Below are 24,949 nucleotides of genomic sequence, written 5' to 3' on the forward strand. Positions count from 1 at the left end.
CCGTCGCGCGCGTCAGTCGAGGCCGAGCACCTCGAGCGTCTCCGCGGCCATCTCGGCCTCGCCGAGGGCGTTCGGGTGCACCACCACCGGGTTGGTGCCCTGCAGGAACGGCTCGATCCACCGCACGCCGGCGGGCTGGCACGCGTCGTGCCCCTCGGAGGCGACGGAGAAGTCCACGTAGGTCACGCCGGTCTCCTCGGCGGCGCGGCCGACCGCGTCGTTGAGCGTGGCCTGCAGGCTGCGCAGGTACGCCACATCGCCCTCCGCGACGGGCATCTTGTCGAAGCAGCCGCCGGTCGCGGGCAGGATCCACGGGTACCCGAGGATCGCGACCTCGGCGTCAGGCGCCTTGTCGCGCACCGCTCGCAGCGCGTTCACGAGCGCCGGGTAGGTCTTGTTCCGGACGGTGTCCTCGAAGCTGGTCCCGAAGGTGTCCTTGCACGGGCTGCCCTTGCCGCCGGAGAGGATGCCGGTCGAGCCGCAGGCGAGCAGCGCGCCGATGAACACACCGCTGTCGTTGCCGCCGATGGTCATCGTGATCAGGTCGGCGCCCGCGTCGACGGCGTCCAGTTGCGGCGGCACGCCCGGGTACTGAGCGGTGCTGAAATGCCTCGTCTCCGCTGCCCCACAGGTGACGTCGGTGAGGCTCGCGCCGATCTCGTCGGCGAGGACGTGCGGGTAGTTGCGGCTGGAGCGCAGGCACAGCGGCGAAGCGTCCGGATCGGACGGTTGCACGCCGGAGGCGGCGCTGTAGGAGTCGCCCAGCGCCACGTAGTCGAGGGAATCGGCGTGGGCGGCGGGTGCGGCGGCGAAGGTCGCGGTCGCGGTGGCCGCGGCGAGGGTCGCGGCGAGTCGGCGGGGCATGGCAGGTCTCCCGGGCGTCGTTGGCGGGTGCCGGAATCTACTGGCGAGTAGGTAAGTGATCGTCCGGCATCCGGGAAACGCTTGTCAAGGAGCCGGACAGGGTGTTCCGGCTTCCTCGTGCGGTCGCGCCAAGACTTCGCGCGCCGGGCCGTCACGGGCATGACAACTCCCGGCGCGCGCCCGGTCGTCCGGCTCGCGGCGTCCGGCGCACGGCGGTGGCCGCCGCACCCGCGACGAGGAAGCCGTGATCGAGGCCGAAGCCGAAGCGCTGGAACGGCGCGTCGAACGCCGCCTGGACGCGACCCAGGCCAGGCTGGACCGGCTGGCGGCCCGCGGCGTGGATCCGCCGGCTGCCGTCCGCGACGGCGAGCGCTGAGCATTCCGCTGACGTTCACCCGCGCTACGGCCTGCCGTCGGCTGTCCGTCGGGTGCCGCGGCTGGACTGCCCGGCGTGCTCGCGTTGAAGATCAAGGCCGCCGCCTGCCTGGCGCTCGCCGCCGCGACCCTGCCCGCCCCCGCGCAGGCCGCGCCCGAACCCGGCTGGGGCGGGGACGGCCTGACCTGGACCACGACCGCGGTCGCGCCGGGTGTGGAGGTGCGCTCGGGCGTGCTGCAGCGGCCGACCGCGCCGTACTGGACGGTCACCGTCGCCGCGCCCGCCACGAACGTGCTCACCGGCGCCGCCACGGTCGCCGACCTGGGCAGCGCCGAGTGGGCGTCGACGACGGCGGATCGCCTTGCGGCAGCGGGCTTTCCGGCGCGCCAGGAGGCCGTGCGCTGGCCGTCCTACACCGACACGCCCCGCGGGGTCGCGGGCGTGCGGGTGCGGACCGGGAAGTACGCCACGCAGGCCGAGGCGCAGGCCGCGGTGACCGCGCTGCGGGCGGCGGGCTTCCCGACCGCGACGGCGGCCTGGACCGGCTACGACGTGGACCAGGCCCCGGACGCCGAGCGGGTGCACGTCGCGGTCATCGACCCGCGCGCGTTCCGCGGTTCGGTCGAGGCCTCCCACGGTGGAACGGTCGCGACGCGGGAGAAGACCTCCACCCTGGCCTCGAAACTGGGCGCGCTGGTGGCCGTCAACGGCGGGTTCTTCGTGACCTCCGACGCCGACGGGTACCAGGGCGTGCCGGCCGGGCTCGCGGCGTACGACGGGCGGCTGGAGTCGCTGTCGGCCGGTTCGCGGGCGGCGCTCGTGCTGGGGCCGGGGCGGCCGCGGATCGCGAACCTGACTTCGACGGTCACCGTCCGGTCCGGCGGGGCGACGCATGCGGTGGAGGGCGTGAACCGCAAGCCGGGTGTGCTGCGCAACTGCGGGCGGCCCGGCGCGGTGCCGACGACCGCGCCGCGCCAGGACTTCACCTGCACCAGCGCGGACGAGCTGGTGCTGTTCACCGACGCGTTCGGCGCGGCCCTGCCTGCCGGGGCGGGCACGCAGGTCGTGCTCGACGCGTCGGGCGTGGTGGTTTCGGTGGGGGCGCGGGGCGGCGTGCTGCTGCCCGGGCAGTCGGCGGTGCAGGGCATCGGGCCGTCGGCGGACTGGCTGACCGCACACGCCGTGGCCGGGCGGCGGCTGCTGGTGGACTCGCGGGTGCGGGAGGCCTCGGGCTTTCCGACGGTGATGCCGCGTTCGGTGGTCAGCGCCGCGCCGCTGCTGCTCCGCGACGGCCGGCTCGCGGTCGACGCCGCGACCGAAGGTGTGCTGGACCCGCGGGACCTGTCGTTCGGCTACGCGTGGTCGCAGCAGCGCCAGCCGCGCACGATGGCCGGCATCGACGCGCGCGGCCGGCTGCTGCTGGTGACCGTCGACGGGCGGCAGCCCGGGGTGAGCGAGGGCGTGACGCTGGTGGAGGGCGCGCGGCTGATGCGGTCGCTCGGCGCGGTGGACGCGCTGAACCTCGACGGCGGCGGCTCCAGCGCGATGGTCGTCGCCGGAGCGGTGGTGAACAAGCCCTCGGACGCCGCGGGGGAGCGCGCGGTCGGCGACGTGGTCGCGGTGTTGCCCTGAGTCCCCGGGGTCACTCGTTTTCGGAGATCCGGGCGGTGGTGCGCTCCCGGGCCAGAAGGTTTCGCAGGGCGGCGAGGACCTCGTCGGGCGCCTTCTCCATGACGAAGTGCCCGCCGCCCGGGATCAGGGTCAGTTCGGCACGGGGGATCCCGGCGGCGAGCTCCTCGGCGATCGTGGTGCGCAGGTAGTCGTCGCCGGTGCCCCACACGATCGCCGTGGGGCATTGGATGCCGCCCAGCCCCGCGGCGAGGTCGGCGCGGGCGGGGACGCGGTACTGGCTGAAGAAGTGCAGTACCCAGCGGGCGCCTTCGGGGTCGCGCATCCAGCCCAGGTAGTCGCCGAGGGTGGCGCGGTCGAAAACGCCGTCCCGCAACGGTTTCCGCAGGGCCGCGGAGTTGATCCCGGCCAGTGGCAGGACTTTTGCGAACGCGCCGGCGAGCCTGCTGCGGCCGAGGAGGCCCACCAGGGTGAACACTGCGTACCAGGCGGGCACGAAGGTGCGGTGGGCGCGGCTGTTGAGGATCGCGAGCCGCCGCACGCGCCCGGGGTGGCGCTGCGTGAAGCCGAGGGCGAGGAAGCCGCCGTAGTCGTGGCCGAACAGGTTGCAGTCGGCGATCCCGAGGGCGTCCAGGGCGCGCCCGAGACGGGCGACCTCGGTGTCGTAGTCGAACCGCAGATCGGTCCGCCGTTCCGAGGCGCCCCAGCCGAGCCAGTCGAGGGCGAGGACGCGGTGGTGCTCGGCGAGCGCCGGGATCTGGCGGCGCCAGGCGCGGTGGTTCGCGGGATAGCCGTGCACCAGGACGACGGGCTCGGCAGCGCGATCACCGAGGTCCACGTACGCGAGCCGGGCGCCGTCGACCCGCACCGAGCGCGGCTCAGCAGGCAGGGACATGGGTTTCCTCCTGGGTCATGCGCCGGGGCGCGTGTCCGTTCCTGGCCGGAGCGCCCGGTGCAGGGCGAGCGTGTCGAGGTAGGTGTCCTTGGTGCGCACCAGCCCGTCCCGGACGGTGATCACGTCGACACCCGCGACTTCGAGCGGCCGGCCGGTCGGCTGGAGGAGCTCGCCCCGCAGTGGGAACGGCTTCACCAGCGTCGCGCCGAAGCGGTACTGGTCGACGTACATCGCGTCGCCGACGCTCAGTGCGGTGGTGGTGAAGCGCATGTCCGGCCAGGCTTCGAGGAAGTAGCCGAACTGGGCCCGGACCGCGTCCGCTCCGGTCGCCGGTGCGAAACCCTCGGCGTGCAGGTGGAAGACCATGTCCTCGCCCTGCAGTGCCATGATCGCGTCGAGATCGCCGGCGTTCCAGGCCGCGCCGTAGCGCTCGGCGATGGTCGCGGTGTCGCGGATCTTCGCCGATTCCCTGTGCGCGTCTGCTCTCCTGCTCACCCTTCACTCCGGAGCTTCCAGGAGATGTCCCGGGTCGTTCCTCCGGCCTGCGCTCGGCTCAGCATCCTCGCCTCCCCATTTCTTGCAATCGTTGCAAGAGTGGGTTCACGGTAGCAGCAGCGGGGAGTTCTTACAACGGATGCAGGAACGCGTAGGGTGTCCGGCATGCCCACCGGTGACGTCAAGGCGCGTGATCCGCGGAAGCAGCGGACGATCGACGCCCTGCTCGCGGCGGCCGAACAGATCTTCGCCCGCCGTCCGGTCGACGAGGTGACCGTCGAAGAGATCGCCGAGCGCGCCGGGGTCGCGGTCGGCTCGATCTACAACAACTTCGGGTCCAAGGCCGGCCTGCACGCCGCGGTCGTGGACCGGGCGCTGGACGTGGACCGCGAGTACATGGACCGCGCCTACACGCCGGACCGATCGCCGGTCGAGCAGCTCGAAGCCGCCGCCGAGCAGTACCTGCGCTTCTACCTCGAGCAGCCGGAGTTCTTCCGGATGCTCGCCTTCCCCGCACCGCTGGGGAACTACTCCGCCGCGGCCGAGACCGCCGCCCGCCTCGCGCACCGGGTGGACGAGCAGAACGCGCGCATGATCGACGCGATCGAACGCGGCATCGCGGTGGGGACGATCCGTCCGATGGACGCGCGCAAGGCCGCGAAGGTGCTCTGGGCGAGCTGGAACGGCGTCATCAGCCTGGCTTGGCGCCCGGACGAACTGCGTGAGGACGAAGCGGGGCTGGCCGAACTGCTGTCGCTGGCGGCGGACCTCGTCGCCTGGGGTCTGCGCCGGGTCTAGTGCGCCCGGGTCAGGCGGCGCGGCGCAGGTCGAGGCGCTCGGGGAGCTGCCGGAAGCCGGCGGAGCGGTAGGTGGCGACGGCGGCGGTGTTGGTGCTCGGGGTGCAGACGAACGCGCACGACGAGCCGAGCTCGCGCAACGCGGCCGCCGCGGCGAGGGTGATCGCCCTGCCGTGACCGCGGCCGCGGTGGTCCCGGTGCACGCCCAGCGGCTCCAGCAGACCGGGCCTGCCGCGGCCGGCGGACCACACGGTCACCGCCGCCACCGGCGTGTCCTGGTCGTGGCCGACGAGGCACCGCGCGTCGGCGTAGGGCGGGGCCGACGCCATGTCGCGCCAGTGCTCGGCGGTGAACGTCGACCCGTTGAAGGCGGCCCGTTGCACCGCGGCACGCACGTGCGCCTGCTCCGGCCCGGTCACCTCGATCCGCAGGCCCGGGTCCGGCACGGGCTCGGCGAGGTCGCGGACCAGCGGTGTCCAGGCGTCGCCGTCGTGCCAGCCGTCGCCGCGCAGGAGGTCCTGGACCAGCGCGCCCGGCGGGGTTTCGAGGAACACCTCGCCCGCGGGCAGGACGCCGCGCTCGGGCCGGGCGAGGTCGTCGGCCAGCCGTCGCGCGAGTTCCTCGTCCCGGCGGGCGTCCGGCGCGACCGTGAGGCGCAGCAGGCCGGGTTCGTCCAGCAGCCCCACGGCGACGATCCGCCCGTCCCGGCTCCACGTCCGGACCGCCGCGGCCGTCGCGTCCGCGCCGGACCGCCAGAACCAGCCGACGTCGCCCGGGTGCAGCTGCACCGGCGCGTCGTCGTGCTGCCAGGCCCGCAGCGCGCGCACGGCGTCGTCCAGGATGGTCGCCATACCGTCGATCACACACCACCGCGCCGCCACCGCGCACCCGGTTTTACGCTGGGCCGCATGGATCTCTTCGCCGGCATCTCGGTCAGCGACTACCCGGCCGCCCGCGAGTGGTACGAGCGGCTGTTCGGGGCCGTCGCCTTCGAGCCGAACGACGTCGAGGCGGTGTGGGAGCTGGCCGAGCACCGGTACGTCTACATCGAGCACCGGCCGGAGCACGCGGGCCACGCCCAGCACACGATCTTCGTGGACGACCTCGACGAGGTGGTCGCCGGAATCGCCGGGCGGGGCCTGGAACCGGCCCAACGGGAGACCTACGACAACGGCGTCCGCAAGATCACCTACCGCGACGCGGACGGCAACGAGATCGGCTTCGGTGGCGCGCCGGTCGGGTGAGCCGGGACCGACGCTACTTGTACAGTGTTCTACCATGAGTGGAAGATTCATGGATGGGTCTCGACGGTCGTGACAGGTCCAGTGGCGTTCACGGCAGGCGCAGGCGAGGATCCCCAAAGTGTGGGCTTCACGCCGGCCAAGGACGGCCCGGTGGTCGTGCCTGCGCAGATGCGAAACGCGGTGGGCTGGGATGGGCCGATGGTCATGTACGTGGAGGACGGCCGCGTTGTGATCGAGCCGCGCGCGCACCTCGCCGCGCGTATCAAGCGCGAGGTCGCGGAGGCATGGCGGGGTACCGGCTCCGCTGTTGACGAACTCATTGCCGAGCGCCGGGCTGAAGCTGCCCGGGAGGCCGGCGGATGACCGGCGACGTCGCCGTGCTGGACACGTCCGCGGTGCTTGCCTGGCTGCGGGACGAACCCGGCTCCGAGGTCGTCGATCCTGTGCTGGCCGGCGGGCAGATCTCCGCCGTCAACTGGTCGGAGCTGGCGGCCGAACTCGCGCACCACGACGCTCCTGTGCGACGCACCCTCGATCGCCTGGTGGCGCTCGGTGTGCGTGTGGTGCCGTTCGAGGCGGCGACCGCTGTCGCCGCCGGGCAGTTGTGGAAGACCGGGAAGTCTGCCGGCTTGTCACTCGGCGATCGGGCGTGCCTGGCGAAAGCCTCCGTTGTCGACGGCACCGCGACGGTGTTCACGGCCGACGCCGCCTGGGCTGATCTCGATGGCATCGACACGCCGATGAAGCTCATCCGCTGACACCCTGCGGCGTCGGCGGGGGTGCGGGAACGTGCGCCTAGAGCATCCCGGCGGCGCGGAACATCCGGTCGTAGATCTCGCGGATCGTCTGCTGCTTGCGGGCGTTGTAGTCCATCACGGTGCCGCCGCCGGGGATCGCGGCCCGCTTCGCCTCCTGGTAGCGCTCGCGGTCGTCCGGGTGCGTGCGCAGCCAGTCGCGGAAGAGGCGGTGCCGGATGGTCTCCGGGCAGTCCGGCCCGTACACGTGCAGGTTCACCCGCGGCCCGGCCAGCGTCAGGCACCGGTGCTCGTGGAAGGACGGCTGCCGGATCGTCAGCACGTACCCCAGCCGCTCCAGCGGCGGCACGTACGTCTCCTCGGCCCGCGGGTCGGCGACGGTCAGGTCGATGTCGACGACGTCCTTCGCGGCGAGGCCCGGCACGGAGGTCGAGCCCACGAGCTCCAGGTCCAGCACCGCTGCGCCCAGCGCCCGCCGGAGCCCGGCCGCCAAGTCCCGGTAGCGGCGCGGCCAGTCCGGGTCGTACGGCACGATCCGCACGGGCGCCGGCGCGGGCGGGCCGTGCACCCACGGGTTCTCGTCCGGGTCGGGGTCGTGGTGTCGGGTGATCTCCGCGAACGTGGCCACTCCCGCGAAGCTAGCAGCCCCAGATGCCGCCTTCCAGTTCGTCCCCGCCACCGCCCGGACCGCCGGCCGCCATGCCGAGCGCCGTCATCGCCGCGTCGAAAGCGTCCTCTGTGGACGCCGCGATCTCCCGGAACGCCGGGGGAAACCCGGCGACGGCGCGGGCGCGGGCCGCCGGGTCGCTCTTGGTGACGCCGCCGGTGAACATCCGCGGGTACACCTCGGCCACGAACGGCGGCCGCGGCGGGTCGAACGGCCAGATCCGGAACCCGGCGCCCGCCAGCCGGTGCAGTGCCCGCATCCCGTGCAGCGACCCGCGGCCCACCTGCCCCGCCCCGACGAGCTGGAACACCGACTTCGCCGGGAACCCCGCGGCCCGTGCGGCTTCCTCGGTGCGCCGGAACTCCTGCCCCGTCAGTGCCTTACGGGTGGTCCAGAACGGCGGCTCCGGCGCGGCGAGCCACCGCGCCAGGCCGCGCTCCCGCATCAGCGGCGTCAGCGACTCCTCCGCGAGCGCCGCCCACAACCCGCGCGCGGTCAGCCCGTGTTCCCGCAGGTACCAGGCGGGCAGCGAGAACGCGAAGTCCAGCCCCACCACGAGATCGGGCGTCGCGGTCCCGATCAGCCAGTCGGCGACCTCCTCGCGGCTGCGCCCGTTCTCCAGCCGCACCAGCTCGCCGCGGATCACCTCGGCGACCCAGATCACCCGGCGCTGCGCGGGGCCGGCTCGCCCGGACCAGTCGACGGCGACGACACGTGCCACGAGCCGATCGTGGCACGCCGTGCGGCGACCCGGCGCACCACCAGGTAGGTCAGCAACCCGAACGGCGACAGCAGGATCGTCAGCACCAGGATCGGCGCCACGAACGCGTGGTGCACCCCGCGCTCCCGCGCGTCGGAGTACATCCACCGGCCGATGAACAGGTCGAAGGCGATCAGGTGCGCCCAGATCGCCGCCGCGCCTTCCGGCGTGCCCAGGAACGCCCGCAACGTCTCCAGGTCCGGCCGGCTCACCACCGGCCACAGCGTGCCGAAGTCGCCGACCGCGAACACGGTGTAGACCACCAGGGGCGGGAGGACGATCCAGGGTGACGCGATGATCCGCCGCGTCACCGACCACCCCGGCGCGAGGATCATCAGCGCCCAGAACGGCGCGGCCAGGTAGAACGTGATCTGGAACAGGGCCGTCGTGCTCATGCCACGCTCACCTCCGGACGACGGGACCCGGCGGCCAGCGACCAGACCGCGCCCGCCGCCACGGCGCCCACCAGCCCGGCGAGCGCGGCCAGTGTCCGGGCGTCGGGGTGGATCAGCGGCTGCCCGCGCAGGGCCTGCCACGTCACGAGCGCGACCAGGCCCGCGTAGCCGAACCCGGCCACTGCCACCAGCCGCGCCCGCACGACCTCGGACCGCAGGCGCGCGACCCGGCGGGCGAGCACGGTGAGCAGGAGCGCGAACAGCGGCAGGACCTGCAGCGCGTGCATGCCGATGAAGTGCGGGATCCGCAGGTCGCCGCCCGTCGTGCTCCAGCCGGTGAGGGGCATCCCCGGCCCGCCGTCGGCGACGCCCACGCTGTGCGCGCCGATCAGGCCCTCGAACGTGCCGTCCCGCATGGATTGCACCTGCTCGCCGGTGGGGCCGATCATCAGCCCGCCGAGCCCGAGCCCGGCCAGCGACACGACCGCGCCGAGCCGGATCGCCCACCGCGCCGCGGGATCGCTGATCTCGGTGCGCAGCAACAGGATCGTCAGCACGAGCGTGCCCGTCCACAGCGCCGCGATCGAGATGCCCATGACCGTGAACAACGCGGCGTCGAACGCAGTGGCGGCGTTGAAGTGGCTCGCCCGCCCGCGGACCACCTGCAGCACGATGATCGCGTACTCGACCAGCACGATCACGACGATCGCGGTCGACACGCGCGCGGCCAGGCGCTGCCCGCGCCGCAGGAGCGTGAGCATCCACGCCCACGTCACGCAGTACAGCGCGATCGAGACGGCGAACTTGAGCGGCTTGAGCCAGATCGGCGCGCCGAGCAGGACCCGGTCGTCGAGCGCGAGGCCGCCCAGCGACACCACGGTCATGCCCGCCATGATCCCGGCGGTCCACGTCATCGGGCGGTGCCAGGCCGAGACCCGGCCGAGCAGGGTTGTCATCGTGTCTCCTCCCAGTCGGATAGCATCACTATCCAATACGGGAAGCTACGCTATCCATCCTGAGGAAGTCCACAGGAAACCCGCTAGCGGAGGAGCGCCTGGCCGAGTTCGCGCCAGAACGGCCGTGCGGTCGCCCCCGGCTCGATGCCGATGACCTGCACGACGACGTGGTCGGCGCCCGCCTCGACGTGACGGCGCAGCTTGCCCGTGATGGCCTCCAGGTCACCCCAGAACACGAGGTCGTCGACGATCCGGTCGCTGCCGCCGCGGGCGAGGTCGTCCTCGGTGTAGCCGAGGCGCCGGAACTTCGCGATGTTGTACGGCGTGGTCAGGTAGGTGTGCAGGTGCTCCCGGGCGACCGCGCGGGCCGTCGTGGGATCGGTCTCGAACAGCACGGTGTGCTCGACGGCCAGGAACGCGTCCGGGCCGAGGGTCTCGCGTGCGCGAGCGGTGTGCTCGACGTTGACGTGGTAGGTCTGCGCGCCCGCGGCGCGGTCGCGGGCGAGTTCGAGCATCTTCGGGCCGTAGGCGGCCAGGATGCGGCGGATCGGCGCCGCGGACTCCCGCGCGTCGAGCTCGTCGAGGTACTCGCGCATGGCCGTGAGCGGCTTGACTCCGGGGTGCGGCTCGCCGCCGAACCCGAGCCCGAGGACGTGCCGGCCGGGGTAGGCGTCGGCCAGCAGGGCGGCCGCGCCGTGCGCCGAGTGGGCCGGGTGGGACCAGATCTGCGTGATGCCGTTGACGACCCGCAGCCGCTCGGTGGCCGCGAGCAGGACGGCGGCCTGCGTGAACGCTTCGCGCCCGCCCACCTCGGGGAACCAGAACGCGCGCCAGCCCTGCTCTTCCAGTTCCCGCACCGACTCGCGCATCAGCGCGGCAGGCTGGTGCTCGAAGTCGAACGTGTAGATGCCGAATGTGCCCAGATCATCCATGGATCGAAGTATCGCAGATTCTCGATATGATCGGGTGTGGGCTCCGGCACGGGGGAGCAGGGGAGCGCTACAGGGTCTCGCCGAGGACGGCGACGAGCTCGGCGATGCGCTGCTCGTCGCGCTTGTAGTGGGTCCACTTGCCGACCCGGGTGGCGCGCACGAGGCCCGCGCGCTGCAGCTCGGCCAGGTACGCCGACACCGTCGACTGCGCCAGCCCGGCCTTGGCCTGGATGTGGCTCACGCACACGCCGACCTCGGCCGGATCGGCGATCGCCCGGTCCACGGGGAAGTGCCGCTCGGGCTCGCGCAGCCAGGACAGCAGCTGCAGGCGCACCGGATTCGACAACGCCCGCAGCGCGCGGACGACGTCGGGGTCCGGGGTGACCGCGGCTTCCGTCATGGCACCCAGGTTATCCGGGCCGGCGCGCGCGGGGCTGCTCACACCTCGGGCGGCGCGGTCGGGCAGGGGTCCCAGCCGTAGGCGGCGCAGTCGATGGTCGCCCACACGGTCTTCCCGCCGTCCGGGGAGAGCCGGCTGCCCCAGTCCTGGGCGACCGCATCCACGATGCGCAGGCCGCGCCCGCGCCGGTCCGCCGGGCTGCTGCCGGTCAGCACCGGCATCAGCGTGGAGTCGTCGTCGACTTCGAGGTGGATCCGGCAGGGGGCCTCCTCCCGGCGCAGCCGCAGCCGCCGGGGGCCGCCGCCGTGGTCGTAGGCGTTGGTGACGAGCTCGGTGGCGGCCAGCAGCACCGCCGTCAGGTGGTCTTCGCCCAGGTCCGCCAGTGCCGACGCCGCCCAGCGCCGCACCGCGACCAGCGGGGGCACGTCGCCGGGCGCGAAGTCGAGCACCAGCGCGGCGCGGTCCGGATCGGTCATCTCCACGTGCCGCCAGTCCCCTCTGCGCCCTGTCTGCTCAAGGCGGCTGGTGCTGTCTACCCTGCGGCGGCACGCCGAAAACCCGCAGCGGCGCTACGCCGTCGGGTTCCGGCGTGGCTTGATGCGCGCGTGGGGCAACTCGGGCGCGGGCAGCCAGGACACCGCGCCCTGGTAGCCCTCGACGCGCCCGAACTGGTCGGACCCGGCCTGCCAGGCCTCGCGGTAGGCGGCGATCTCGTCGTGGGTGCGGCCCACGAAGTTCCACCACATCACGATTTCCTCGGCGAAGGGCGTGCCGCCGAGCAGGAGGACCCGCGCCGGGCCGGTGCCGTCGTTGACCAGCTCCAGGGTGGGCGAACCGGGCGCCAGGTAGGCGAGTTCGCCGCCGGCCAGCGTCGTGCCCGCGACGGTCACGCCGCCGATGTCCTGCAGCACGCCGTGCTCGAACGCGGGGTCGACGTCCAGCTCCAGTCGCGCCCCGGCCGCCAGGCTGAGCTCGGCGCCGAGCAGGGGCGTGAAGGCCGGCACCGGCGACGTGCTGCCGGCCAGGCTGCCCAGGAAGACGCGGATGGTCGCGCCCGGCGCCTCGACCACCGGGGGCGCGTAGTGCCGGAAGTCGCGCGCGGTGTGCCGGTGCTCGTCCGGCAGCGCGATCCACAGCTGCACGCCGTGCAACGTGGTGGTGTCCGGTGTGGACACCTCGGAGTGCGCGATGCCGTGCCCGCCGGTCATCAGGTTCAGCTCGCCAGGGCGGACGAAGGCGTGCGTGCCGAGGCTGTCCCGGTGCTCGACCTCGCCGGTGAACAGCCAGCTCGCGGTCTGCAGCCCGGTGTGCGGGTGCGGGGCGACGTCCATGCCGCCGGTGGCCGCGACGTCCTCGGGCCCGTAGTGGTCGGCGAAGCACCACGCGCCGATGAGGGATCGCTGCCGCTGCGGCAGGGTGCGGCGCACCCGCATCGCGCGCGGTCCGCCCAGCGGGACGTCCCGGGGCGACAGCACGGTCACGGTGCGCGCGGGCGCGGGCGGGTCGCCGCACACCATCTCGGCGGGGTCCGCCTCCACGTTGCTCATGGGTTCATCCTGCCACCCGCCCGCGGCGGCGGGCCGGGGCTCAGCGGGTGTCGGCGCGGGGGCGGCCCGCCGACAGCGGGAACAGCCCGAGCACGATCATCCCGATTCCCAGTCCGAGGTGCAGCCAGTTGTCGGCGTCGTTGACCGGCACGAAGTTGGCGCCTGAGCCGTGGTCGACGAGCAGCCCGTACAGCCACAGGACCAGGTACACGACGCCGCCGCCGATGAGGAAGGCGCGGGCGCCGCGCGCGCTGCGGGCCAGCGCCAGGCCCGCGATGCCGAACGCGAGGTGCACCAGGTTGTGCAGCACCGACACGGCGAACACGCCGAGCAGCATCGCGCCGGAGTGGTGGCCGGCGAAGGTGAGCTGGTCGTAGTGGGTGGTCAGGCCCGGGATGAACCCGGCGATCCCGACGAGCAGGAACACGACGGCGACGACCGCGGCCAGGGTCTGCGTGACGGTGCGGGCGGTGCCCGCGGCGGTGGGTGTGTGCGACATGGTGCTGCCTCCCGGAGTGGCTTTCCCGCGGGCTTCCCGGTTGGGCGGGGTTCAACCGGGCTCAGCCGGGTCCGACGCGGTGGATCGCCAGGCTGTCCAGGCGGGAGACGCTCGTGTCGGAGGGCGCGGTCACCAGCGGCCCGACGCGCGGAGGCGGGCTCGCCGGGACCGTCTCCCCGCGCAGCGCGGCTTCGGTGAACGCCCGCAGTCGTTCGCCGCAGCGGCGGTAGAAGCGCAACTGGGTGCGGCGGCCGAACAGCCGCCAGCCGAGGAACGTGATCCGGCCCAGCGACGGCGCGCCCTGCGAGTAGCTCTCGGCGACGAACTCGACCCGGCCGCTGCCGGGGTGCTTGACGACCTGGTAGGTCACCTTGCCCCGCTCGAGGTGGCCGTCCAGGGTCTCGTACGCCCAGCCCCAGACCCGGCGGCCGTCGTCCCGGGTCTCGTCGACGACCTCGGTGACGCGGACCCCGCAGTAGAAGTGGATCGCGTGCCACCGGGCTTCGAGCAGCATGTCGCGGCCGGCCAGCGGCGCGTCCGGGTCGTAGAGCGCGCGCACGATCTCCGGCGGGGAGAACTCGTAGTCGCGCACCAGCCGGCACGCCTGCTCCCACGAACCGTCCGGTTCCGGGGGCCCCGGCCGTTCGGCGGGCAGGGCGTGGCGGTGCGTGTCGATGTTCCAGGCGGGCCCGCGCACCTCGGACACGTCGTAGTTGATCCCCTTGCCCGCCAGGTCCCGCCACGCCTGTCCGGCGTCGAGCCTGCCGAAGACCCACCGGCCGGCGCGGGTCACTCGTGCTCCGCCAGCGAGTCCCCGATGACCCACAGGGTGGGCGGCCACAGGCCGACGAACAACGCGCGCCGTTCGGCGTTGCCCCGCTCGTCCTGGTCGACCGTCTTGGCGCGGATCCAGAGGCCGAGGCACAGGCCGATGGTCGCCAGCGAGGCGAGGTGCAGGTGGGCGCCGCGCACGTGTGCCCGGTGCAGCAGCCGAACGACCATGGACGTCTCCGTGTCGGGCGTGGATGTGCGGGTAACTGCTGTGCTGTACCCGGAAATCGCGGTTTCACCCACGGGAGTCCACCGATGCCCTCACCACGCCGGGTTTTCGCCGTGGCCGGGCGCCTGTTCGCGGGCACCGTGCTGGTCACGTGGCGCTACGTCTGGTCGACCACGCCGCTGCACCGCCACGAGGGCCCGGGCGGCGAGGAGGACCGGCCACCGCCGCTGCCGCCGGGCGTGCTCGACGACCGGGTGCAGCTGGACGGCCGGGGACCGCTGTTCCACCGCCGCTTCCGCGTGCGGGTGGCCGGAGCGGAGATGGACCCGGCGCGGCTCGTCGGCCTCGTCGTCGGCGACTTCAAGCACTTCGTGCCCGGCGAGGTGGTCGACGTCCACAATGGACGGAATGGGGACGAGCTGGTGGTGGAGATGCCCGGCCCGTGGAACGGCCCGGTGCGGATCGCCTACCGGGACCCGACCACCGTGCGGCTGGTGACGCTGCGCGGGCACCTGGAGGCGGGGCAGGTGCAGTTCCGCGCCCACGCCGACGGGGACCTGCTGGTGTTCGAGATCGAGCTGTGGGCCAGGGCCGCGAGCGCTCTGGTGCACCTGCTCTACGCCCGCCTGCGCTTCGCGAAGGAGGTGCAGCTCAACATGTGGGTGCGGTTCTGCCTCGCCGCGGCCGCGACCACCGGGGGCCGCCTCGTCGACGGCGTGCACATCATCACCCGGCGGCTCGGCTGAGGCGGCGGCTCAGGGCGCGCCGAGCTCGGCGGCGACCTCCGCGTTGATCCGCTCGAACTGCTCGCCCATCCGCGCGGCCAGCGCGGTGGCCGCCGACAACGGCCGCACCATCACCATGAAGTCGTCGATCCGGCCGTGCTCGTCGAGGTGCAGGAAGTCGCAGCCGGTGAGCTCCTTGCCGTCGACCGTCGCCTCGAAGACGAGCGCGTGGTCGCGCCCGCCGGCGTCGGCGATCTCCCGCACGTAGCGGAAGTCCTCGAACACCCGCATCACGGCGCGCAGGATCGCGGCGGTCACGGTCTTGCCGTGGTACGGCTTGAAGGCCACCGGACTGGTGAACACGACGTCGTCGGCGAGCAGGGCGGCCATGCGGGTCTCGTCGCGTGCTTCCACGGCTTCCCGGAACGGATGCATGGTCGCCGAGGGTAGCGGCGCCTCCCCGGCGGGACAATCCCGTTGTCGTCAGTCCTCTGTGGACCCGGCCCGCCTGCCGCCACTGATGATGTATAACGACCTATACGGAGCGGCTTTCAGCAGCCGGACCCGTCGGCCAGCTCAAGGGCCTCGGCCAGCCGCGCGGCCAGGAACGCCCGGTCGGCCGGGTTCGCCGCCAGCTCGCGCGCACGCCGGTACGCCGCGGCGGCCTCCGCGGGGCGGCCGAGCCGCCGCAGCAGGTCGGCCCGCGCGGCGTGGTGCAGGTGGTAGCGGTCGAGCCCGTCGATCCGGTCGAGCAGCGCCAGCCCGGCGGCAGGCCCGTCGGTCATCGCGACGGCCACCGCGTGGTTGAGCGCCACCACGGGCGACGGCGTGATCCGCAGCAGCTCCGCGTACAGCACGGCGATCCGCGGCCAGTCGGTGTCCTCGGCGGACGGCGCCTGCGCGTGCAGCGCCGCGATCGCCGCCTGCAGCTGGTACGGGCCGGGCGCCCCGAGCCGCAGCGCGCGGTCGAGCACGCCGACCCCCTCGGCGATCGCGGCCCGGTCCCAGCGCCCGCGGTCCTGGTCGGCCAGCAGCACCACCTCGCCGGCGGGGGAGTGGCGCGCGGCGGCCCGCGAGTCGTGCAGCAGGAGCAGCGCCACCAGCCCCAGCGCTTCCGGCTCGTCCGGCATCAGGGCCGCGACCAGTTTGGCGAGCCGGATCGCCTCGGCCCGCAACGTGCCGGCCGGTCCCGCCGTGTAGCCCTGCGTGAAGATCAGGTACACCACCGACAGCACCCCGGACAGACGCTCGGGCAGCAGGTGGTCGGCGGGCATCGCGAAGCGGATCCCGGCGTCCCGGATCTTCCGCTTCGCCCGCACCAGCCGCTGCGCCATCGTCGCCTCCGGCACCAGGAACATCCGCGCGATCTCCGCCGCCGTCAGCCCGGCCACGGCCTGCAACGTGAGCGCCACCCTGGCCTCCGGCGCGAGCGCCGGGTGGCAGCACGTGAAGATCAGGCTCAGCCGCTCGTCGCCGACCGCGAGCAGGCGGTCTTCGCCCAGCTCGCTCACGGCGGGCCGCCCATCGGTCGCCCGCTCCTCCTTCTCCCGGCCCGCCCGGTCACGCCGCAGGCGGTCGACGGCGCGGTTGCGGGCGGCGGTGAGCAGCCACGCGACCGGATCGTCGGGAACCTCGTCCCGCCAGGCACGCAACGCGAGCGCGCACGCGTCCTGCAGCGCGTCCTCGGCCAGCTCGAAGTCGCCGAGCACCCGGACGAGCGCCGCGAGCATCCGCGCGCGGTGCTCCCGGTAGACGCGCCCGACGACGTCAGACGGCACCGGCGGGGCTGTGGTCGACGCCGGGCACGTGCGCGAGCGGCCGGACCTCGATGGTGCCGGTCTCGGCCAGCGGGCACAGCGCGGCCAGTTCCAGCGCCTCGTCCAGGTCGCGGCAGTCCAGCACGTAGTACCCGCCCAGGTGCTCGTGGGTCTCCACGAACGGCCCGTCGGTGATCAGCGTCCGCCCGTCCCGCACGGCCACCGTCGTGGCGGTGTGCACGTCCTGCACCGGATCGCCCGCGACCAGCACCTGTCGCCGGCGCAACTCGTCGGCGAAGGCGTTCACCCTGGCCAGAGCCTCTGCGAACCCCGGACCCGACGGTTCCGGCCGTTCGCAGTTGTAGATCATCAGCAGGTAGCGCATCGGTCCTCCCGGTCGTCCTCATTCCCGGATGACGAACGGGATGCCCGCGACTCGACAGCCCGCCGGGAGATTTTCGCCCCGGCGCGCCGGAAATGCACGAGGGCACGGCCGCGTGGTGCGGCCGTGCCCTCGTCGCCCTGGGCGGTCAGCGCGGGGTGTAGGTGAGGCAGTTCGCGGCGTGACCGCCGGAACCGGGCCCCACCCGGACGCCCGAAGCCGTGCACTCGAGCGAGGAGTTGTAGGTGCAGTCCGCGCGCGAGCACGCGCCGACCTGCGCGACGACCCGGTCCAGGCCGCCCTTGGTGTTCAGCGGCACGAAGGTGCCGCAGTCCGCCGAGCCGTTCTCGCCGCTGACGGTGATCGCGTAGGCGTGGCATCCGTCGTGGTTGTACGAGCACCCGGTGACGGTGCACTCGGCCACGGCGGGCATCTCAGTGCTGGTGGTCATTACCGCTCCTCACGACAGGTGGTGGGATATCGTTCGGTGCCTCGAACAATGCCACCGCCCGCAGTGCGCGGCAATTCGGCGGAATTAGGTGAGCCTATCCTCGATGGCCCGCTTTCCGCAGGTGGACGCGGGTGCCGGAATTGCGGGGCCGGGAGCCCGGAAATGATTCCCGCCCCTTCGGGTGATTGTTCATACCACTCACCCGCGGCCGTTGAGCCCGTCCAGGAACACCTGCTCGAACCGGCCGCCGTCCGCGCCCAGCGCGACCGTCACCGGGTCGCCACGCGGGTCCGGCGCCGTGCGCCCGGACGAAGGCCCGTCCTGGATCACCACCAGGCGGACGCGCGTCACCTCGGTGACCACGCCGTCGTCGCCGAAGGCGAACACCGCGGCGAGCGCGTCCCACCAGAAGAACCACCCGAGCGCGATGCCGTCGCGCATGATCGGGTGCGTCATGATCGCGTGCACGACGCGCGCGCTGACCGTGGTGCCCTCGGCGCCGATCCGGTCCACGTAGGCCTGCGTGATCGGCACGGAGTCGGTGGCGTCCAACGGGGTCAGGGTCACCGGCAGCGCGCGGAACACCTCCCGCGCGGCCGGCGGGTCGAGCCAGATGTTGAGCTCCTGGCTGTTGTCGAAGCCCGGCAGCGCCTCGCCGAACAGGTTCCCGCCGACGTGCACCGCGCCGCCCATCACGTGCACGTCCCGCACCTGCCGGATCAGCGGGCTGCCCGCGGGCAGGGCCGTCGCGAGGTTGGACAGCGGACCGGTCGACAGCACGGTCACCTTGGTGGTCGTGGTCGCCAGGGTCTTGCGGATCAGGTGTGCCGCGGTGAGTTTCGCGGGTGGCGGGGTCTGCCCGGCGTCGCCGAGCGCGTCGGTGAGGACGGTTTCCATGTCCCGCACCGTCGCCGCGGGCGCGGGGTGCACGCCGGTGCCGGAGCCGTCGGCCACCGGCACGTCCGGCAGCCCGCACTGCCGCAAAACGCTGTGCGCGTGCTGCCGCGCCCGGCCCGGCGTGCCGAACCCGTTGTTGGTGATCGTGACGGCGCGGAGGTCGATGCGGCGCTCCTGGTGCTGCACGCACAGGTAGGCCAGTGTCGAGGCGTCGTCGACGTCGAGGTCGCTGTCGTAGATCACCGGCACCGGACGCGGGGCCGCGGACGGCGCGGCCGGGGCCGCGAGCCCGGCGATCACGAGGACGACGGTCAGCAGGACCGTGCGCATGAAAGCCTCCCCAGGCAGGCTGCACCCCGGTCAGGATAGGGGAGCCGCGAGCGGGGCGCCGGAGGCCAGTTTGGGTGTCTACTGTGGACTGAAGGCGGCGGGAAATTCCCAACCACCCGCACCGGAATCCGGTGTGAAAGATTCTCCGATCTTGGTGTCCCGGTGATCCGTTTCGTCACGTAGGCTCCTCCCGTTTGTGTTGGGTGCCTTCACCAAGGAGTTCGCGTGCGCCCTCGTCACTGGGGATCTCTGTTGTGCGTGCTGACGGCTGCCGTCGCCGTGCTGTCCGTGCCCGCCGCGGCGCAGCCCGCTGCCAGGCCGGTCGAGCCGAAGGCGACCACGGTCGCGCTCGCGACCGTGCCCGAGGTGGCGCCGGGCGCCCGGGAAGTGCCCGCGCGGGAGGAGTTTTCGCTGGCCGGGCTCACCTGGCGGGGCGCGGCGCCGGACACGGTGTCGGTGCGGTGGCGGTCCGCGGCGGGCGGGTGGAGCGACTGGCGCGCGGTCGACCGCCAGGACTCCGGACGGGACGGCGCGCCCGCGCCGTCCACCACCGAGCCGATCTGGACCGGCCCGGCCGACCGGCTGCAGGTGCGCGCCGAACGCGGCGGCGCCCCGGTGACCGCCGAGCTGTCCGCCGTGCTGGTCGACCCCGGAACGTCCCCGGCCGACGCGATGGTCGCGCAGGCGACGGGCGTGCCGTCGATGCCCGCCGTCGTGACCAGGGCGCAGTGGGGCGCCGACGAATCGCTGATGACCTGGACGCCGGAGTACGCGCCCACCGTCAAGGCGGTGACGCTGCACCACACCGACAACAGCAACGACTACACCTGCGACCAGTCGGCCGAGCTCGTGCGCGGCATCTACTACTACCACGCGGTCACCAACGGCTGGGGCGACATCGGCTACAACGCCCTGGTGGACAAGTGCGGCACCGTGTTCGAGGGCCGCGCGGGCGGGCTGAACCTGCCCACGATCGGCGCGCACGCGGGCGGGTTCAACACCTCCACGTTCGGCATCTCGATGCTCGGCACTTACGGCACGGTCGCGCCGACCGAGGCGACGCTGGACGCGGTGGCGCGCATGACCGCGTGGAAGCTGGGCAACGGCTACACCGACCCGTCCGGGTCCACCACGCTGGTCAGCCGGGGCGGCGGCACGTCCAAGTACCCGGCGGGCACCGAGGTGACGCTGCCGACCGTGTTCGGCCACCGGGACGTCGGCGCGACGGAGTGCCCCGGCGACGCGGGGTACGCCCAGCTGCCCGCGCTGCGCACCCGCGCCACGGAACTGGCCGGGGACTGGCGGTCCAGCCCGGTGCACCAGAAGTGGGTCGCGGTCGGCACGGCCGCGGCGGGCCCGGTGTACGCGGTGGAGGCGGACTGGCCGGGCGGCGGCCGGGCGACGACGTTCGGCGCCGGCGGGTCGACGATCGCGTGGCGCTCGGACCTGGGCGCCTACTGGGTGCGCGGCGCCATCCACGGCACGTTCACCGCGCTGGGCGGGCCGTCGCTGTTCGGCTACCCGACGACCGACGAGCGCGGCACGCCTGACGGCGTGGGCCGGTACAACCACTTCAGCGAGAACGCCTCGATCTACTTCACCCCGGACACCGGCGCCCGCGGCATCCTCGGGCCGATCCGCGACAAGTGGGCCGCGCGCGGCTGGGAGACCGGGCTCGGATATCCGCGCACGGACCAGAAGGTGACGCCGGACGGCGTGGGCCGCTACAACCACTTCACCGGGAACGCGTCCATCTACTGGACTTCGGGCACCGGCGCGCAGGCGATCCAGGGCGCGATCCGCGACACCTGGTCGGCGCTGGGGTGGGAAACCAGCCCGCTGGCCTACCCGACGACCGACGAGCGCGCCACGCCCGACGGGGTCGGCCGGTACAACCACTTCAACGGCAGCGGCGGCGGCTCGATCTACTGGACGCCGGGCACCGGCGCCCGCGCGATCTACGGCGCCATCCGGGCGCGGTGGAGCGCGCTCGGCTGGGAAGCGGGCCCGCTCGGCTACCCGACGACGAACGAACTGGTCACGCCCGACGGCGTGGGGCGGTACAACCACTTCAACGGCAGCGGCGGTGGTTCCGTCTACTGGTCGCCGGCCACCGGCGCGCACGCGATCTACGGTGTGATCCGCTCGCACTGGGCCTCCCTGGGCTGGGAGACGTCCTGGCTGGGCTACCCGACGAGCGACGAGTACGGCGTCGCGGGCGGCCGGCGCAGCGACTTCCAGGGCGGCTACATCGTGTTCTCGTTCGCCACCGGCAAGGCGACGGCGTACCGCTACTGAACGGCGACCGCCGGGGCCGGTTCCGCGTCGGTGGTGCGGCGGGCCGGTCCGGCGTAGGTCGCCGCGCGCGGCGGGGGGCCGGGCATGTGCAGGCCGTCGGCCGGCTTCCGCGAGATGGTTTCGCGCGGTGGCCACCGGTGACGCGGGTGCTGGTGCGGACCGGGCCGTCAGGACGGAACGGCGGGCCCTCGCAACTCTAAGGACGCGCCCCGGCAGTTTCCGGCTTGAACGGCACCACCTGCCCGAACCGCACGAGTTCGCCGTAGTGCTCGGGCTTCACCGGCTCCAGCACGAGGTCCAGCAGGGCCGTCGCGGCCTGGGCGGGTGAGGGGGCGTCGCGGACGTCCCACCACAGCGCGGATGTCAGGGTGTTGATCATCCCCGGGCACACCGCGGCCAGCAGGATCCCGCGGGCGAGATCGGTGTCCCGGCGTTGTGTGGCGAGGGCGCGCACGGCTGCGACCTGCGCGATCTTCGACGGGATGTTCACGAAACCCGGCCACGCGCCGGCGCGGGCGCTGCCGTCCTCGACCGCGTCCCGCCACGCGGCGACCTGCTCGTCCACCTCGTCGAGCGTGGTCAGGCCGTCGAAGCGGCGGTGCAGCACCGGGGCGAGGTGGTGCAGCGTGCCCAGCGAACTGGCGACCACGACGAGGCTGCCGTGGTCGCGCACCAGCGGCGCGAACGCCCGCAGCAACCGGGTGGTGCCGAAGTTGTTCACCTCCGTGTAGGGGCGGATGATCGCGCGTGGGTCGTCGTCGGGGCCCACGCGCATCACGGCGTTGCCGAACACGATGTCGACCCCGTCGTGGCGCTCCCGCACCAGATCCGCGAAACGAGCGGCGGCGTCCGGTTCACCCACGTCGAAGATCTCGCCGCGGACGCGCGCCCCGCCGGCCGGCACGGCGTCCACGGCCTGCCGGACCCGGTCGGCGTCCCGTCCGGTCAGGTACACGGTGTCCGCTGTGGACAGACGATGGGCGAGGCCTTCGGCCAGGGCGAGGCCGAGCCCCTGGGTGGCTCCGGTGACTACCGCGACTCTGCTCATGATCTCGACGTTATGGCCGCCGGGGCCATCCGGGTAGCGAAAGAAACTCACCAGGGGTATTCCTGTTCATCATGGCCTTCACCGATGCGTCGCTCACCGCGCTGCGGGTCTTCCGCGAGGTGGCCGAGCGGGGGACGCTCACCGCCGCGGCGGCCGCGCTCGGCTACACCCAGTCCGCGGTCTCCCGGCAGATCGCGGCACTCGAACGCGTCGCCGGGGCGCCGCTGCTGGAACGGCGGCATGACGGCGTGCGGCTCACCCCGGCCGGGCGGGTGGTGGTGCGCCGCGCGGCGAGCGTCATCGACCAGATCGACGCCACCGCACGCGAGCTGGCCGGGTTGCCGGACGAGCACGCCGTGGTGCGGCTGGGGTGGTTCGCCAGCGCCGGGGCCGGGCTGGTGCCGCGGGCGCTGGCCGCGTTGCGGGAGACGCACCCGGCGATCAGTGTGGTGTCCCGGGAGGGCAGCACACCGGCGCTGGTGCGGGCGCTGCGCGCCGGGACGCTGGACCTGGCGGTGATCGCGGCCGCGCCGCCGTTCCGCCCGCCGGACAGCGAAACCCCGGCGCTGGTGGTGCGGACGCTCGTCGAGCGCGGCCTGTGCGTCGCCGTGCCCGCGGCGCACCCGCTGGCGCGCGGGGAGTTCGTGGACATCGCGGACCTGCACGGGCAGCGGTGGATCGCGGGCACGGGCGACGACCGGGTGATGGGGGTGTGGCCGGGACTGGACGAGCGCCCGGAAATCGCCCACACGGCGCGGGATTGGCTGGCGAAGCTGCAGCTGGTCGCGGCGGGATGCGGCATCACCACGGCGCCCGCCTCACTCGCCCCGGTGGCGCCGGCGGGCGTGCGGGTGCTGCCCGTGCACGGCGGCCCGGCCGAACAGCGCCGCCTGCAGGTGGCCCGCCTGCCGGGACCGCAGCCGGAGGCTGCCCGGCGGGTGGTGGAGGCGCTGCGCGTGGCGGCGGTGGAGGCGGGGTCTTGAATGTGCGGCTGTCCGTTCCGCAGCGGCTGCCGGGCGCTGCCGGGGGCGGCCGGTGGTTGAGTCGCCGCGGGTGATGGTTGCGCTGGCCGAGCAGGCGGAGCGGTCGTTCCTCCGCTTGGGCCGGTGGCCCCGACGGGCAGGGGCGAGATCCGTCCGGTGGCCGATGCCAGCGCCTAAGCTTCCCCCATGAGCGTGCCACCGACCGGTCTCGCCGCGACGCGGGCTTTTTTCGGGCCCCGTGCGGCTACCTGGGAGTTGAAGTTCCCCGACGACGGGCCCCGCTACCGTCGGGCCGTCGCGGATCTGGCTCCGCCGGCCGGTGGGGTGGTCGCCGACATCGCGTGCGGCACCGGGCGCGCCCTGCCGGAGTTGCGGGACGCCGTCGGCCCCGGGGGCACCGTTCTCGGGGTCGATGTGACGCCCGAGATGCTCGCCGAGGCGGCCGCCCGCGGTCGTCACCGCGTGGCGGCGCTGCTCCTCGGCGACGCCCTGCACCTGCCGTTCAGGACCGGCGCTCTGGACGCCGTCTTCGCCGCCGGGCTGGTCTCGCACCTGCCCGACCCGGTCGACGGCCTGCGCGAACTCGCCCGCGTCTGCCGGCCGGGCGGGCGCCTCGCGTTGTTCCACCCCGTCGGGCGGGCCGCGCTGGCACGGCGGCAGGGCCGGGAGCTGACCCCGGACGACCTCCGCGCCGAGCCGAACATCCGCGCCGCTCTCACCGCGGCGGGCTGGCGCCTGGACGACATCGACGACGGCGAGGACCGCTACCTCGTCCTCGCCACCGTCCACTGACGACGGTCAGCGGGTGACCTCCCGGCCTCGCTCCTCGCGCGCACCACGGCCGCGGAAAGCGCATTCAGTCGCGGGTTTCAGCGGTGCGCTCGCGCGGGTGGCACGCCGTACCGGCGGCGGTAGGCGGCCGCGAACCGGCTGGCGCTGGAGAAGCCCCAGCGTGCCGCGACCTCGCTGACCGTGCATCCCGACGAGGCCAGGTCCGCGTCGGCGCGTTGCAGGCGGATTCCGAGCAGGTACTCGGTCGGGCTGCAGCCCACCCACTGCCGGAAGCCCTCCTGCAGGCGGCGGACGCTGGTGCCCGCGACCTCGGCCATGTCGCCCGCCGTCCAAGGACGGCCCGGGTCGTCGTGCAGCTGATCCAGGACCCGGTTGATCGCCCGCGGGCGCGGGGCCGGGCCGGCACCGGCCTCCGGGCACCCGGCCAGCAGGAAACTCGCCGCCAGCGCGCCGGCCAGCTGGTCGCGCACGACGTCGCCCAGGAGGCCGGGCTCGTGCAGGTTCGCCGCCAGGCTGCCGACCAGCTGACGCCACGCGCGCCCCTGCCCGGCGGCCAGATCGAGCTGGTCCGGCAGCTCGCCGCGCAGCGTGACGCGGTCGCCGCCGAGCACCCGCTCGGCCTCGCGGTCCAGCCACGCGCTGTCGAACTTCACGCCCAGCACCGTGCAGGTGGCGTCCCAGTGGCTGATCAGCGAGGGCGTGTCGGCCCGGAACACCGTCGCCTGCCCGGACACCGACACCACCGGCCCGTGCCTGCCGCGGCTCTCCAGGTGCCCGGTCAGCGGCATGTTGATCTCGTAGGCGCCGGGGTAGTCGCACGCGACCCGCACGTCGGCGCCCCACCCGACGTGCCCCACCAGCACCGGCCCGAGGTCGAGCGTGCGCAGCGTCAGGCGCGGATCGCGGCCGCCGCCGAGCGGCTGCAGCTCGTGCGGGAAATACGCCTCCGCCACCTTCCGGGACGCCTGGTGCCAGTCCCGGGGCGGCGCACTACGCCGTGCGGGCATGCGCAGGAGGTTACCAGAGACACCCGCCGCGAACTGGCCGCGCGATCCGTGCCGAGACCGCGCGAAGC

General features: G+C 73.6%; 32 protein-coding genes. 10 read left to right on the forward strand and 22 right to left on the reverse strand.

Annotated elements, in window-relative coordinates; translation table 11 throughout:
* Nucleotides 1-12: 12 nt before the first annotated feature.
* Nucleotides 13-864 (reverse strand): SGNH/GDSL hydrolase family protein, encoded by an 852-nt coding sequence (locus L2C96_RS00505; protein WP_237334646.1) that lies wholly within the window; start codon nt 862-864, stop codon nt 13-15.
* 244 nt (nt 865-1,108) lie between these two features.
* On the opposite strand from L2C96_RS00505, the gene L2C96_RS44235 reads away from it, so the two are divergent.
* Together L2C96_RS44235 and L2C96_RS00510 are read left to right on the forward strand one after the other, a co-directional pair.
* On the forward strand, nt 1,109-1,240 hold the full coding sequence (locus L2C96_RS44235; RefSeq protein ID WP_272881799.1) for a hypothetical protein: 132 nt from the start codon (nt 1,109-1,111) through the stop codon (nt 1,238-1,240).
* Nucleotides 1,241-1,315: 75 nt separating this feature from the next.
* Nucleotides 1,316-2,872 carry a phosphodiester glycosidase family protein gene (locus tag L2C96_RS00510; RefSeq protein WP_237334647.1) on the forward strand — a complete coding sequence of 519 codons (1,557 nt, stop codon included), beginning with the start codon at nt 1,316-1,318 and terminating at the stop codon, nt 2,870-2,872.
* A 10-nt stretch (nt 2,873-2,882) separates the two neighbouring features.
* On the opposite strand, the gene L2C96_RS00515 is transcribed toward L2C96_RS00510, so the two are convergent.
* Together L2C96_RS00515 and L2C96_RS00520 are read right to left on the reverse strand one after the other, a co-directional pair.
* The gene (locus tag L2C96_RS00515; RefSeq protein ID WP_237334648.1) at nt 2,883-3,764 is read right to left on the reverse strand and encodes an alpha/beta fold hydrolase; all 882 of its coding nucleotides are present in this window, start codon (nt 3,762-3,764) and stop codon (nt 2,883-2,885) included.
* A gap of 15 nt (nt 3,765-3,779) precedes the next feature.
* A complete protein-coding gene (locus L2C96_RS00520) occupies nt 3,780-4,259 on the reverse strand; it encodes a nuclear transport factor 2 family protein (RefSeq protein ID WP_237334649.1) in 480 nt (159 codons plus the stop codon).
* 165 nt (nt 4,260-4,424) lie between these two features.
* On the opposite strand from L2C96_RS00520, the gene L2C96_RS00525 reads away from it, so the two are divergent.
* Complete coding sequence (locus L2C96_RS00525; protein WP_237334650.1) at nt 4,425-5,057, forward strand: TetR/AcrR family transcriptional regulator; 633 nt, start codon at nt 4,425-4,427, stop codon at nt 5,055-5,057.
* Between the two features lie 10 nt (nt 5,058-5,067).
* Here L2C96_RS00525 and L2C96_RS00530 read toward each other — a convergent pair whose 3' ends face one another.
* Nucleotides 5,068-5,907 (reverse strand): GNAT family N-acetyltransferase, encoded by an 840-nt coding sequence (locus L2C96_RS00530; protein ID WP_237334651.1) that lies wholly within the window; start codon nt 5,905-5,907, stop codon nt 5,068-5,070.
* Nucleotides 5,908-5,964: 57 nt separating this feature from the next.
* On the opposite strand from L2C96_RS00530, the gene L2C96_RS00535 reads away from it, so the two are divergent.
* Genes L2C96_RS00535 through L2C96_RS00545 form a run of 3 tightly spaced genes read left to right on the forward strand, consistent with a single transcriptional unit; the run spans nt 5,965 to nt 7,058 of the window.
* Nucleotides 5,965-6,300: a VOC family protein gene (locus tag L2C96_RS00535; protein ID WP_020419878.1), complete on the forward strand. Its 336-nt coding sequence runs from the start codon at nt 5,965-5,967 to the stop codon at nt 6,298-6,300.
* A gap of 24 nt (nt 6,301-6,324) precedes the next feature.
* Complete coding sequence (locus L2C96_RS00540) at nt 6,325-6,663, forward strand: hypothetical protein (protein ID WP_237334652.1); 339 nt, start codon at nt 6,325-6,327, stop codon at nt 6,661-6,663.
* On the forward strand, nt 6,660-7,058 hold the full coding sequence (locus L2C96_RS00545) for a type II toxin-antitoxin system VapC family toxin (protein WP_237334653.1): 399 nt from the start codon (nt 6,660-6,662) through the stop codon (nt 7,056-7,058). Before L2C96_RS00540 ends, L2C96_RS00545 begins: the two co-directional genes overlap by 4 nt.
* 37 nt (nt 7,059-7,095) lie before the next feature.
* Here L2C96_RS00545 and L2C96_RS00550 read toward each other — a convergent pair whose 3' ends face one another.
* The 11 genes from L2C96_RS00550 to L2C96_RS00600 all read right to left on the reverse strand — a co-directional run bounded on the left by L2C96_RS00550 (nt 7,096) and on the right by L2C96_RS00600 (nt 14,213).
* Nucleotides 7,096-7,683: a GrpB family protein gene (locus L2C96_RS00550; protein WP_237334654.1), complete on the reverse strand. Its 588-nt coding sequence runs from the start codon at nt 7,681-7,683 to the stop codon at nt 7,096-7,098.
* A gap of 10 nt (nt 7,684-7,693) precedes the next feature.
* Nucleotides 7,694-8,443: a hypothetical protein gene (locus L2C96_RS00555; RefSeq protein WP_237334655.1), complete on the reverse strand. Its 750-nt coding sequence runs from the start codon at nt 8,441-8,443 to the stop codon at nt 7,694-7,696.
* Entirely contained in the window at nt 8,383-8,877 is a 495-nt protein-coding gene (locus tag L2C96_RS00560) for an ABA4-like family protein (protein WP_237334656.1), read from the reverse strand. The genes L2C96_RS00555 and L2C96_RS00560 overlap by 61 nt, the downstream gene beginning before the upstream one ends.
* Nucleotides 8,874-9,833 carry a hypothetical protein gene (locus L2C96_RS00565; protein ID WP_237334657.1) on the reverse strand — a complete coding sequence of 320 codons (960 nt, stop codon included), beginning with the start codon at nt 9,831-9,833 and terminating at the stop codon, nt 8,874-8,876. The genes L2C96_RS00560 and L2C96_RS00565 overlap by 4 nt, the downstream gene beginning before the upstream one ends.
* Nucleotides 9,834-9,916: 83 nt before the next feature.
* Nucleotides 9,917-10,765, reverse strand: coding sequence for a TIGR03620 family F420-dependent LLM class oxidoreductase (locus tag L2C96_RS00570; protein ID WP_237334658.1), 849 nt, complete (start codon nt 10,763-10,765; stop codon nt 9,917-9,919).
* Nucleotides 10,766-10,832: 67 nt separating this feature from the next.
* A complete protein-coding gene (locus L2C96_RS00575) occupies nt 10,833-11,165 on the reverse strand; it encodes an ArsR/SmtB family transcription factor (RefSeq protein WP_020419872.1) in 333 nt (110 codons plus the stop codon).
* Nucleotides 11,166-11,203: 38 nt separating this feature from the next.
* Nucleotides 11,204-11,641 (reverse strand): ATP-binding protein, encoded by a 438-nt coding sequence (locus tag L2C96_RS00580; RefSeq protein WP_237334659.1) that lies wholly within the window; start codon nt 11,639-11,641, stop codon nt 11,204-11,206.
* 93 nt (nt 11,642-11,734) lie between these two features.
* The gene (locus L2C96_RS00585) at nt 11,735-12,712 is read right to left on the reverse strand and encodes a pirin family protein (RefSeq protein WP_237334660.1); all 978 of its coding nucleotides are present in this window, start codon (nt 12,710-12,712) and stop codon (nt 11,735-11,737) included.
* 40 nt (nt 12,713-12,752) lie between these two features.
* Nucleotides 12,753-13,211 carry a DUF4383 domain-containing protein gene (locus L2C96_RS00590; protein ID WP_020419869.1) on the reverse strand — a complete coding sequence of 153 codons (459 nt, stop codon included), beginning with the start codon at nt 13,209-13,211 and terminating at the stop codon, nt 12,753-12,755.
* A 61-nt stretch (nt 13,212-13,272) separates the two neighbouring features.
* Nucleotides 13,273-14,004, reverse strand: a complete 732-nt coding sequence (locus L2C96_RS00595; RefSeq protein ID WP_237334661.1) for a DUF1990 family protein — start codon at nt 14,002-14,004, stop codon at nt 13,273-13,275.
* Nucleotides 14,001-14,213: a hypothetical protein gene (locus L2C96_RS00600; protein WP_020419867.1), complete on the reverse strand. Its 213-nt coding sequence runs from the start codon at nt 14,211-14,213 to the stop codon at nt 14,001-14,003. Before L2C96_RS00600 ends, L2C96_RS00595 begins: the two co-directional genes overlap by 4 nt.
* 84 nt (nt 14,214-14,297) lie before the next feature.
* Here L2C96_RS00600 and L2C96_RS00605 point away from each other — a divergent pair, with 84 nt between their 5' ends.
* A complete protein-coding gene (locus L2C96_RS00605) occupies nt 14,298-14,957 on the forward strand; it encodes a DUF1990 family protein (protein ID WP_237334662.1) in 660 nt (219 codons plus the stop codon).
* Nucleotides 14,958-14,966: 9 nt separating this feature from the next.
* On the opposite strand, the gene L2C96_RS00610 is transcribed toward L2C96_RS00605, so the two are convergent.
* From L2C96_RS00610 to L2C96_RS00630, 5 genes are all read right to left on the reverse strand, one after another.
* Nucleotides 14,967-15,371, reverse strand: a complete 405-nt coding sequence (locus L2C96_RS00610) for a nuclear transport factor 2 family protein (RefSeq protein WP_237334663.1) — start codon at nt 15,369-15,371, stop codon at nt 14,967-14,969.
* Between the two features lie 116 nt (nt 15,372-15,487).
* Nucleotides 15,488-16,714 (reverse strand): RNA polymerase sigma factor, encoded by a 1,227-nt coding sequence (locus L2C96_RS00615; RefSeq protein ID WP_308191125.1) that lies wholly within the window; start codon nt 16,712-16,714, stop codon nt 15,488-15,490.
* The gene (locus L2C96_RS00620) at nt 16,704-17,078 is read right to left on the reverse strand and encodes a YciI family protein (protein WP_237334664.1); all 375 of its coding nucleotides are present in this window, start codon (nt 17,076-17,078) and stop codon (nt 16,704-16,706) included. Before L2C96_RS00620 ends, L2C96_RS00615 begins: the two co-directional genes overlap by 11 nt.
* A gap of 145 nt (nt 17,079-17,223) precedes the next feature.
* Complete coding sequence (locus tag L2C96_RS00625) at nt 17,224-17,526, reverse strand: DUF1540 domain-containing protein (RefSeq protein ID WP_020419862.1); 303 nt, start codon at nt 17,524-17,526, stop codon at nt 17,224-17,226.
* A 198-nt stretch (nt 17,527-17,724) separates the two neighbouring features.
* Nucleotides 17,725-18,753 carry a nucleoside hydrolase gene (locus L2C96_RS00630; RefSeq protein ID WP_237334665.1) on the reverse strand — a complete coding sequence of 343 codons (1,029 nt, stop codon included), beginning with the start codon at nt 18,751-18,753 and terminating at the stop codon, nt 17,725-17,727.
* 258 nt (nt 18,754-19,011) lie between these two features.
* Here L2C96_RS00630 and L2C96_RS00635 point away from each other — a divergent pair, with 258 nt between their 5' ends.
* Nucleotides 19,012-21,051 (forward strand): N-acetylmuramoyl-L-alanine amidase, encoded by a 2,040-nt coding sequence (locus L2C96_RS00635; protein WP_237334666.1) that lies wholly within the window; start codon nt 19,012-19,014, stop codon nt 21,049-21,051.
* 196 nt (nt 21,052-21,247) lie between these two features.
* Here the strand turns inward: L2C96_RS00635 and L2C96_RS00640 are convergent, their stop codons facing one another.
* Nucleotides 21,248-22,099, reverse strand: coding sequence for an SDR family NAD(P)-dependent oxidoreductase (locus L2C96_RS00640; protein WP_237334667.1), 852 nt, complete (start codon nt 22,097-22,099; stop codon nt 21,248-21,250).
* A gap of 71 nt (nt 22,100-22,170) precedes the next feature.
* Between L2C96_RS00640 and L2C96_RS00645 the strand changes: the two genes are divergently transcribed.
* Complete coding sequence (locus L2C96_RS00645; protein ID WP_237334668.1) at nt 22,171-23,082, forward strand: LysR family transcriptional regulator; 912 nt, start codon at nt 22,171-22,173, stop codon at nt 23,080-23,082.
* Between the two features lie 186 nt (nt 23,083-23,268).
* A complete protein-coding gene (locus L2C96_RS00650; RefSeq protein WP_237334669.1) occupies nt 23,269-23,874 on the forward strand; it encodes a class I SAM-dependent methyltransferase in 606 nt (201 codons plus the stop codon).
* Between the two features lie 77 nt (nt 23,875-23,951).
* Here L2C96_RS00650 and L2C96_RS00655 read toward each other — a convergent pair whose 3' ends face one another.
* Nucleotides 23,952-24,881, reverse strand: a complete 930-nt coding sequence (locus L2C96_RS00655; protein WP_237334670.1) for an AraC family transcriptional regulator — start codon at nt 24,879-24,881, stop codon at nt 23,952-23,954.
* Nucleotides 24,882-24,949 lie beyond the last annotated feature (68 nt).

It is taken from the genome of Amycolatopsis tucumanensis (genome assembly GCF_021654135.1).
Classification (GTDB): Bacteria; Actinomycetota; Actinomycetes; order Mycobacteriales; family Pseudonocardiaceae; genus Amycolatopsis_E; species Amycolatopsis_E tucumanensis.

Coding starts and splice junctions, on each gene's coding strand:
- L2C96_RS00505 (WP_237334646.1), bottom strand. CDS start 864: ATGCCCCGCCGACTCGCCGCGACCCTCGCCGCGGCCACCGCGACCGCG.
- L2C96_RS00515 (WP_237334648.1), bottom strand. CDS start 3,764: ATGTCCCTGCCTGCTGAGCCGCGCTCGGTGCGGGTCGACGGCGCCCGG.
- L2C96_RS00525 (WP_237334650.1), top strand. CDS start 4,425: ATGCCCACCGGTGACGTCAAGGCGCGTGATCCGCGGAAGCAGCGGACG.
- L2C96_RS00530 (WP_237334651.1), bottom strand. CDS start 5,907: ATGGCGACCATCCTGGACGACGCCGTGCGCGCGCTGCGGGCCTGGCAG.
- L2C96_RS00535 (WP_020419878.1), top strand. CDS start 5,965: ATGGATCTCTTCGCCGGCATCTCGGTCAGCGACTACCCGGCCGCCCGC.
- L2C96_RS00545 (WP_237334653.1), top strand. CDS start 6,660: ATGACCGGCGACGTCGCCGTGCTGGACACGTCCGCGGTGCTTGCCTGG.
- L2C96_RS00560 (WP_237334656.1), bottom strand. CDS start 8,877: ATGAGCACGACGGCCCTGTTCCAGATCACGTTCTACCTGGCCGCGCCG.
- L2C96_RS00565 (WP_237334657.1), bottom strand. CDS start 9,833: ATGACAACCCTGCTCGGCCGGGTCTCGGCCTGGCACCGCCCGATGACG.
- L2C96_RS00570 (WP_237334658.1), bottom strand. CDS start 10,765: ATGGATGATCTGGGCACATTCGGCATCTACACGTTCGACTTCGAGCAC.
- L2C96_RS00575 (WP_020419872.1), bottom strand. CDS start 11,165: ATGACGGAAGCCGCGGTCACCCCGGACCCCGACGTCGTCCGCGCGCTG.
- L2C96_RS00580 (WP_237334659.1), bottom strand. CDS start 11,641: ATGACCGATCCGGACCGCGCCGCGCTGGTGCTCGACTTCGCGCCCGGC.
- L2C96_RS00585 (WP_237334660.1), bottom strand. CDS start 12,712: ATGAGCAACGTGGAGGCGGACCCCGCCGAGATGGTGTGCGGCGACCCG.
- L2C96_RS00590 (WP_020419869.1), bottom strand. CDS start 13,211: ATGTCGCACACACCCACCGCCGCGGGCACCGCCCGCACCGTCACGCAG.
- L2C96_RS00600 (WP_020419867.1), bottom strand. CDS start 14,213: ATGGTCGTTCGGCTGCTGCACCGGGCACACGTGCGCGGCGCCCACCTG.
- L2C96_RS00605 (WP_237334662.1), top strand. CDS start 14,298: ATGCCCTCACCACGCCGGGTTTTCGCCGTGGCCGGGCGCCTGTTCGCG.
- L2C96_RS00610 (WP_237334663.1), bottom strand. CDS start 15,371: ATGCATCCGTTCCGGGAAGCCGTGGAAGCACGCGACGAGACCCGCATG.
- L2C96_RS00620 (WP_237334664.1), bottom strand. CDS start 17,078: ATGCGCTACCTGCTGATGATCTACAACTGCGAACGGCCGGAACCGTCG.
- L2C96_RS00625 (WP_020419862.1), bottom strand. CDS start 17,526: ATGACCACCAGCACTGAGATGCCCGCCGTGGCCGAGTGCACCGTCACC.
- L2C96_RS00630 (WP_237334665.1), bottom strand. CDS start 18,753: ATGCGCACGGTCCTGCTGACCGTCGTCCTCGTGATCGCCGGGCTCGCG.
- L2C96_RS00640 (WP_237334667.1), bottom strand. CDS start 22,099: ATGAGCAGAGTCGCGGTAGTCACCGGAGCCACCCAGGGGCTCGGCCTC.
- L2C96_RS00645 (WP_237334668.1), top strand. CDS start 22,171: ATGGCCTTCACCGATGCGTCGCTCACCGCGCTGCGGGTCTTCCGCGAG.
- L2C96_RS00650 (WP_237334669.1), top strand. CDS start 23,269: ATGAGCGTGCCACCGACCGGTCTCGCCGCGACGCGGGCTTTTTTCGGG.
- L2C96_RS00655 (WP_237334670.1), bottom strand. CDS start 24,881: ATGCCCGCACGGCGTAGTGCGCCGCCCCGGGACTGGCACCAGGCGTCC.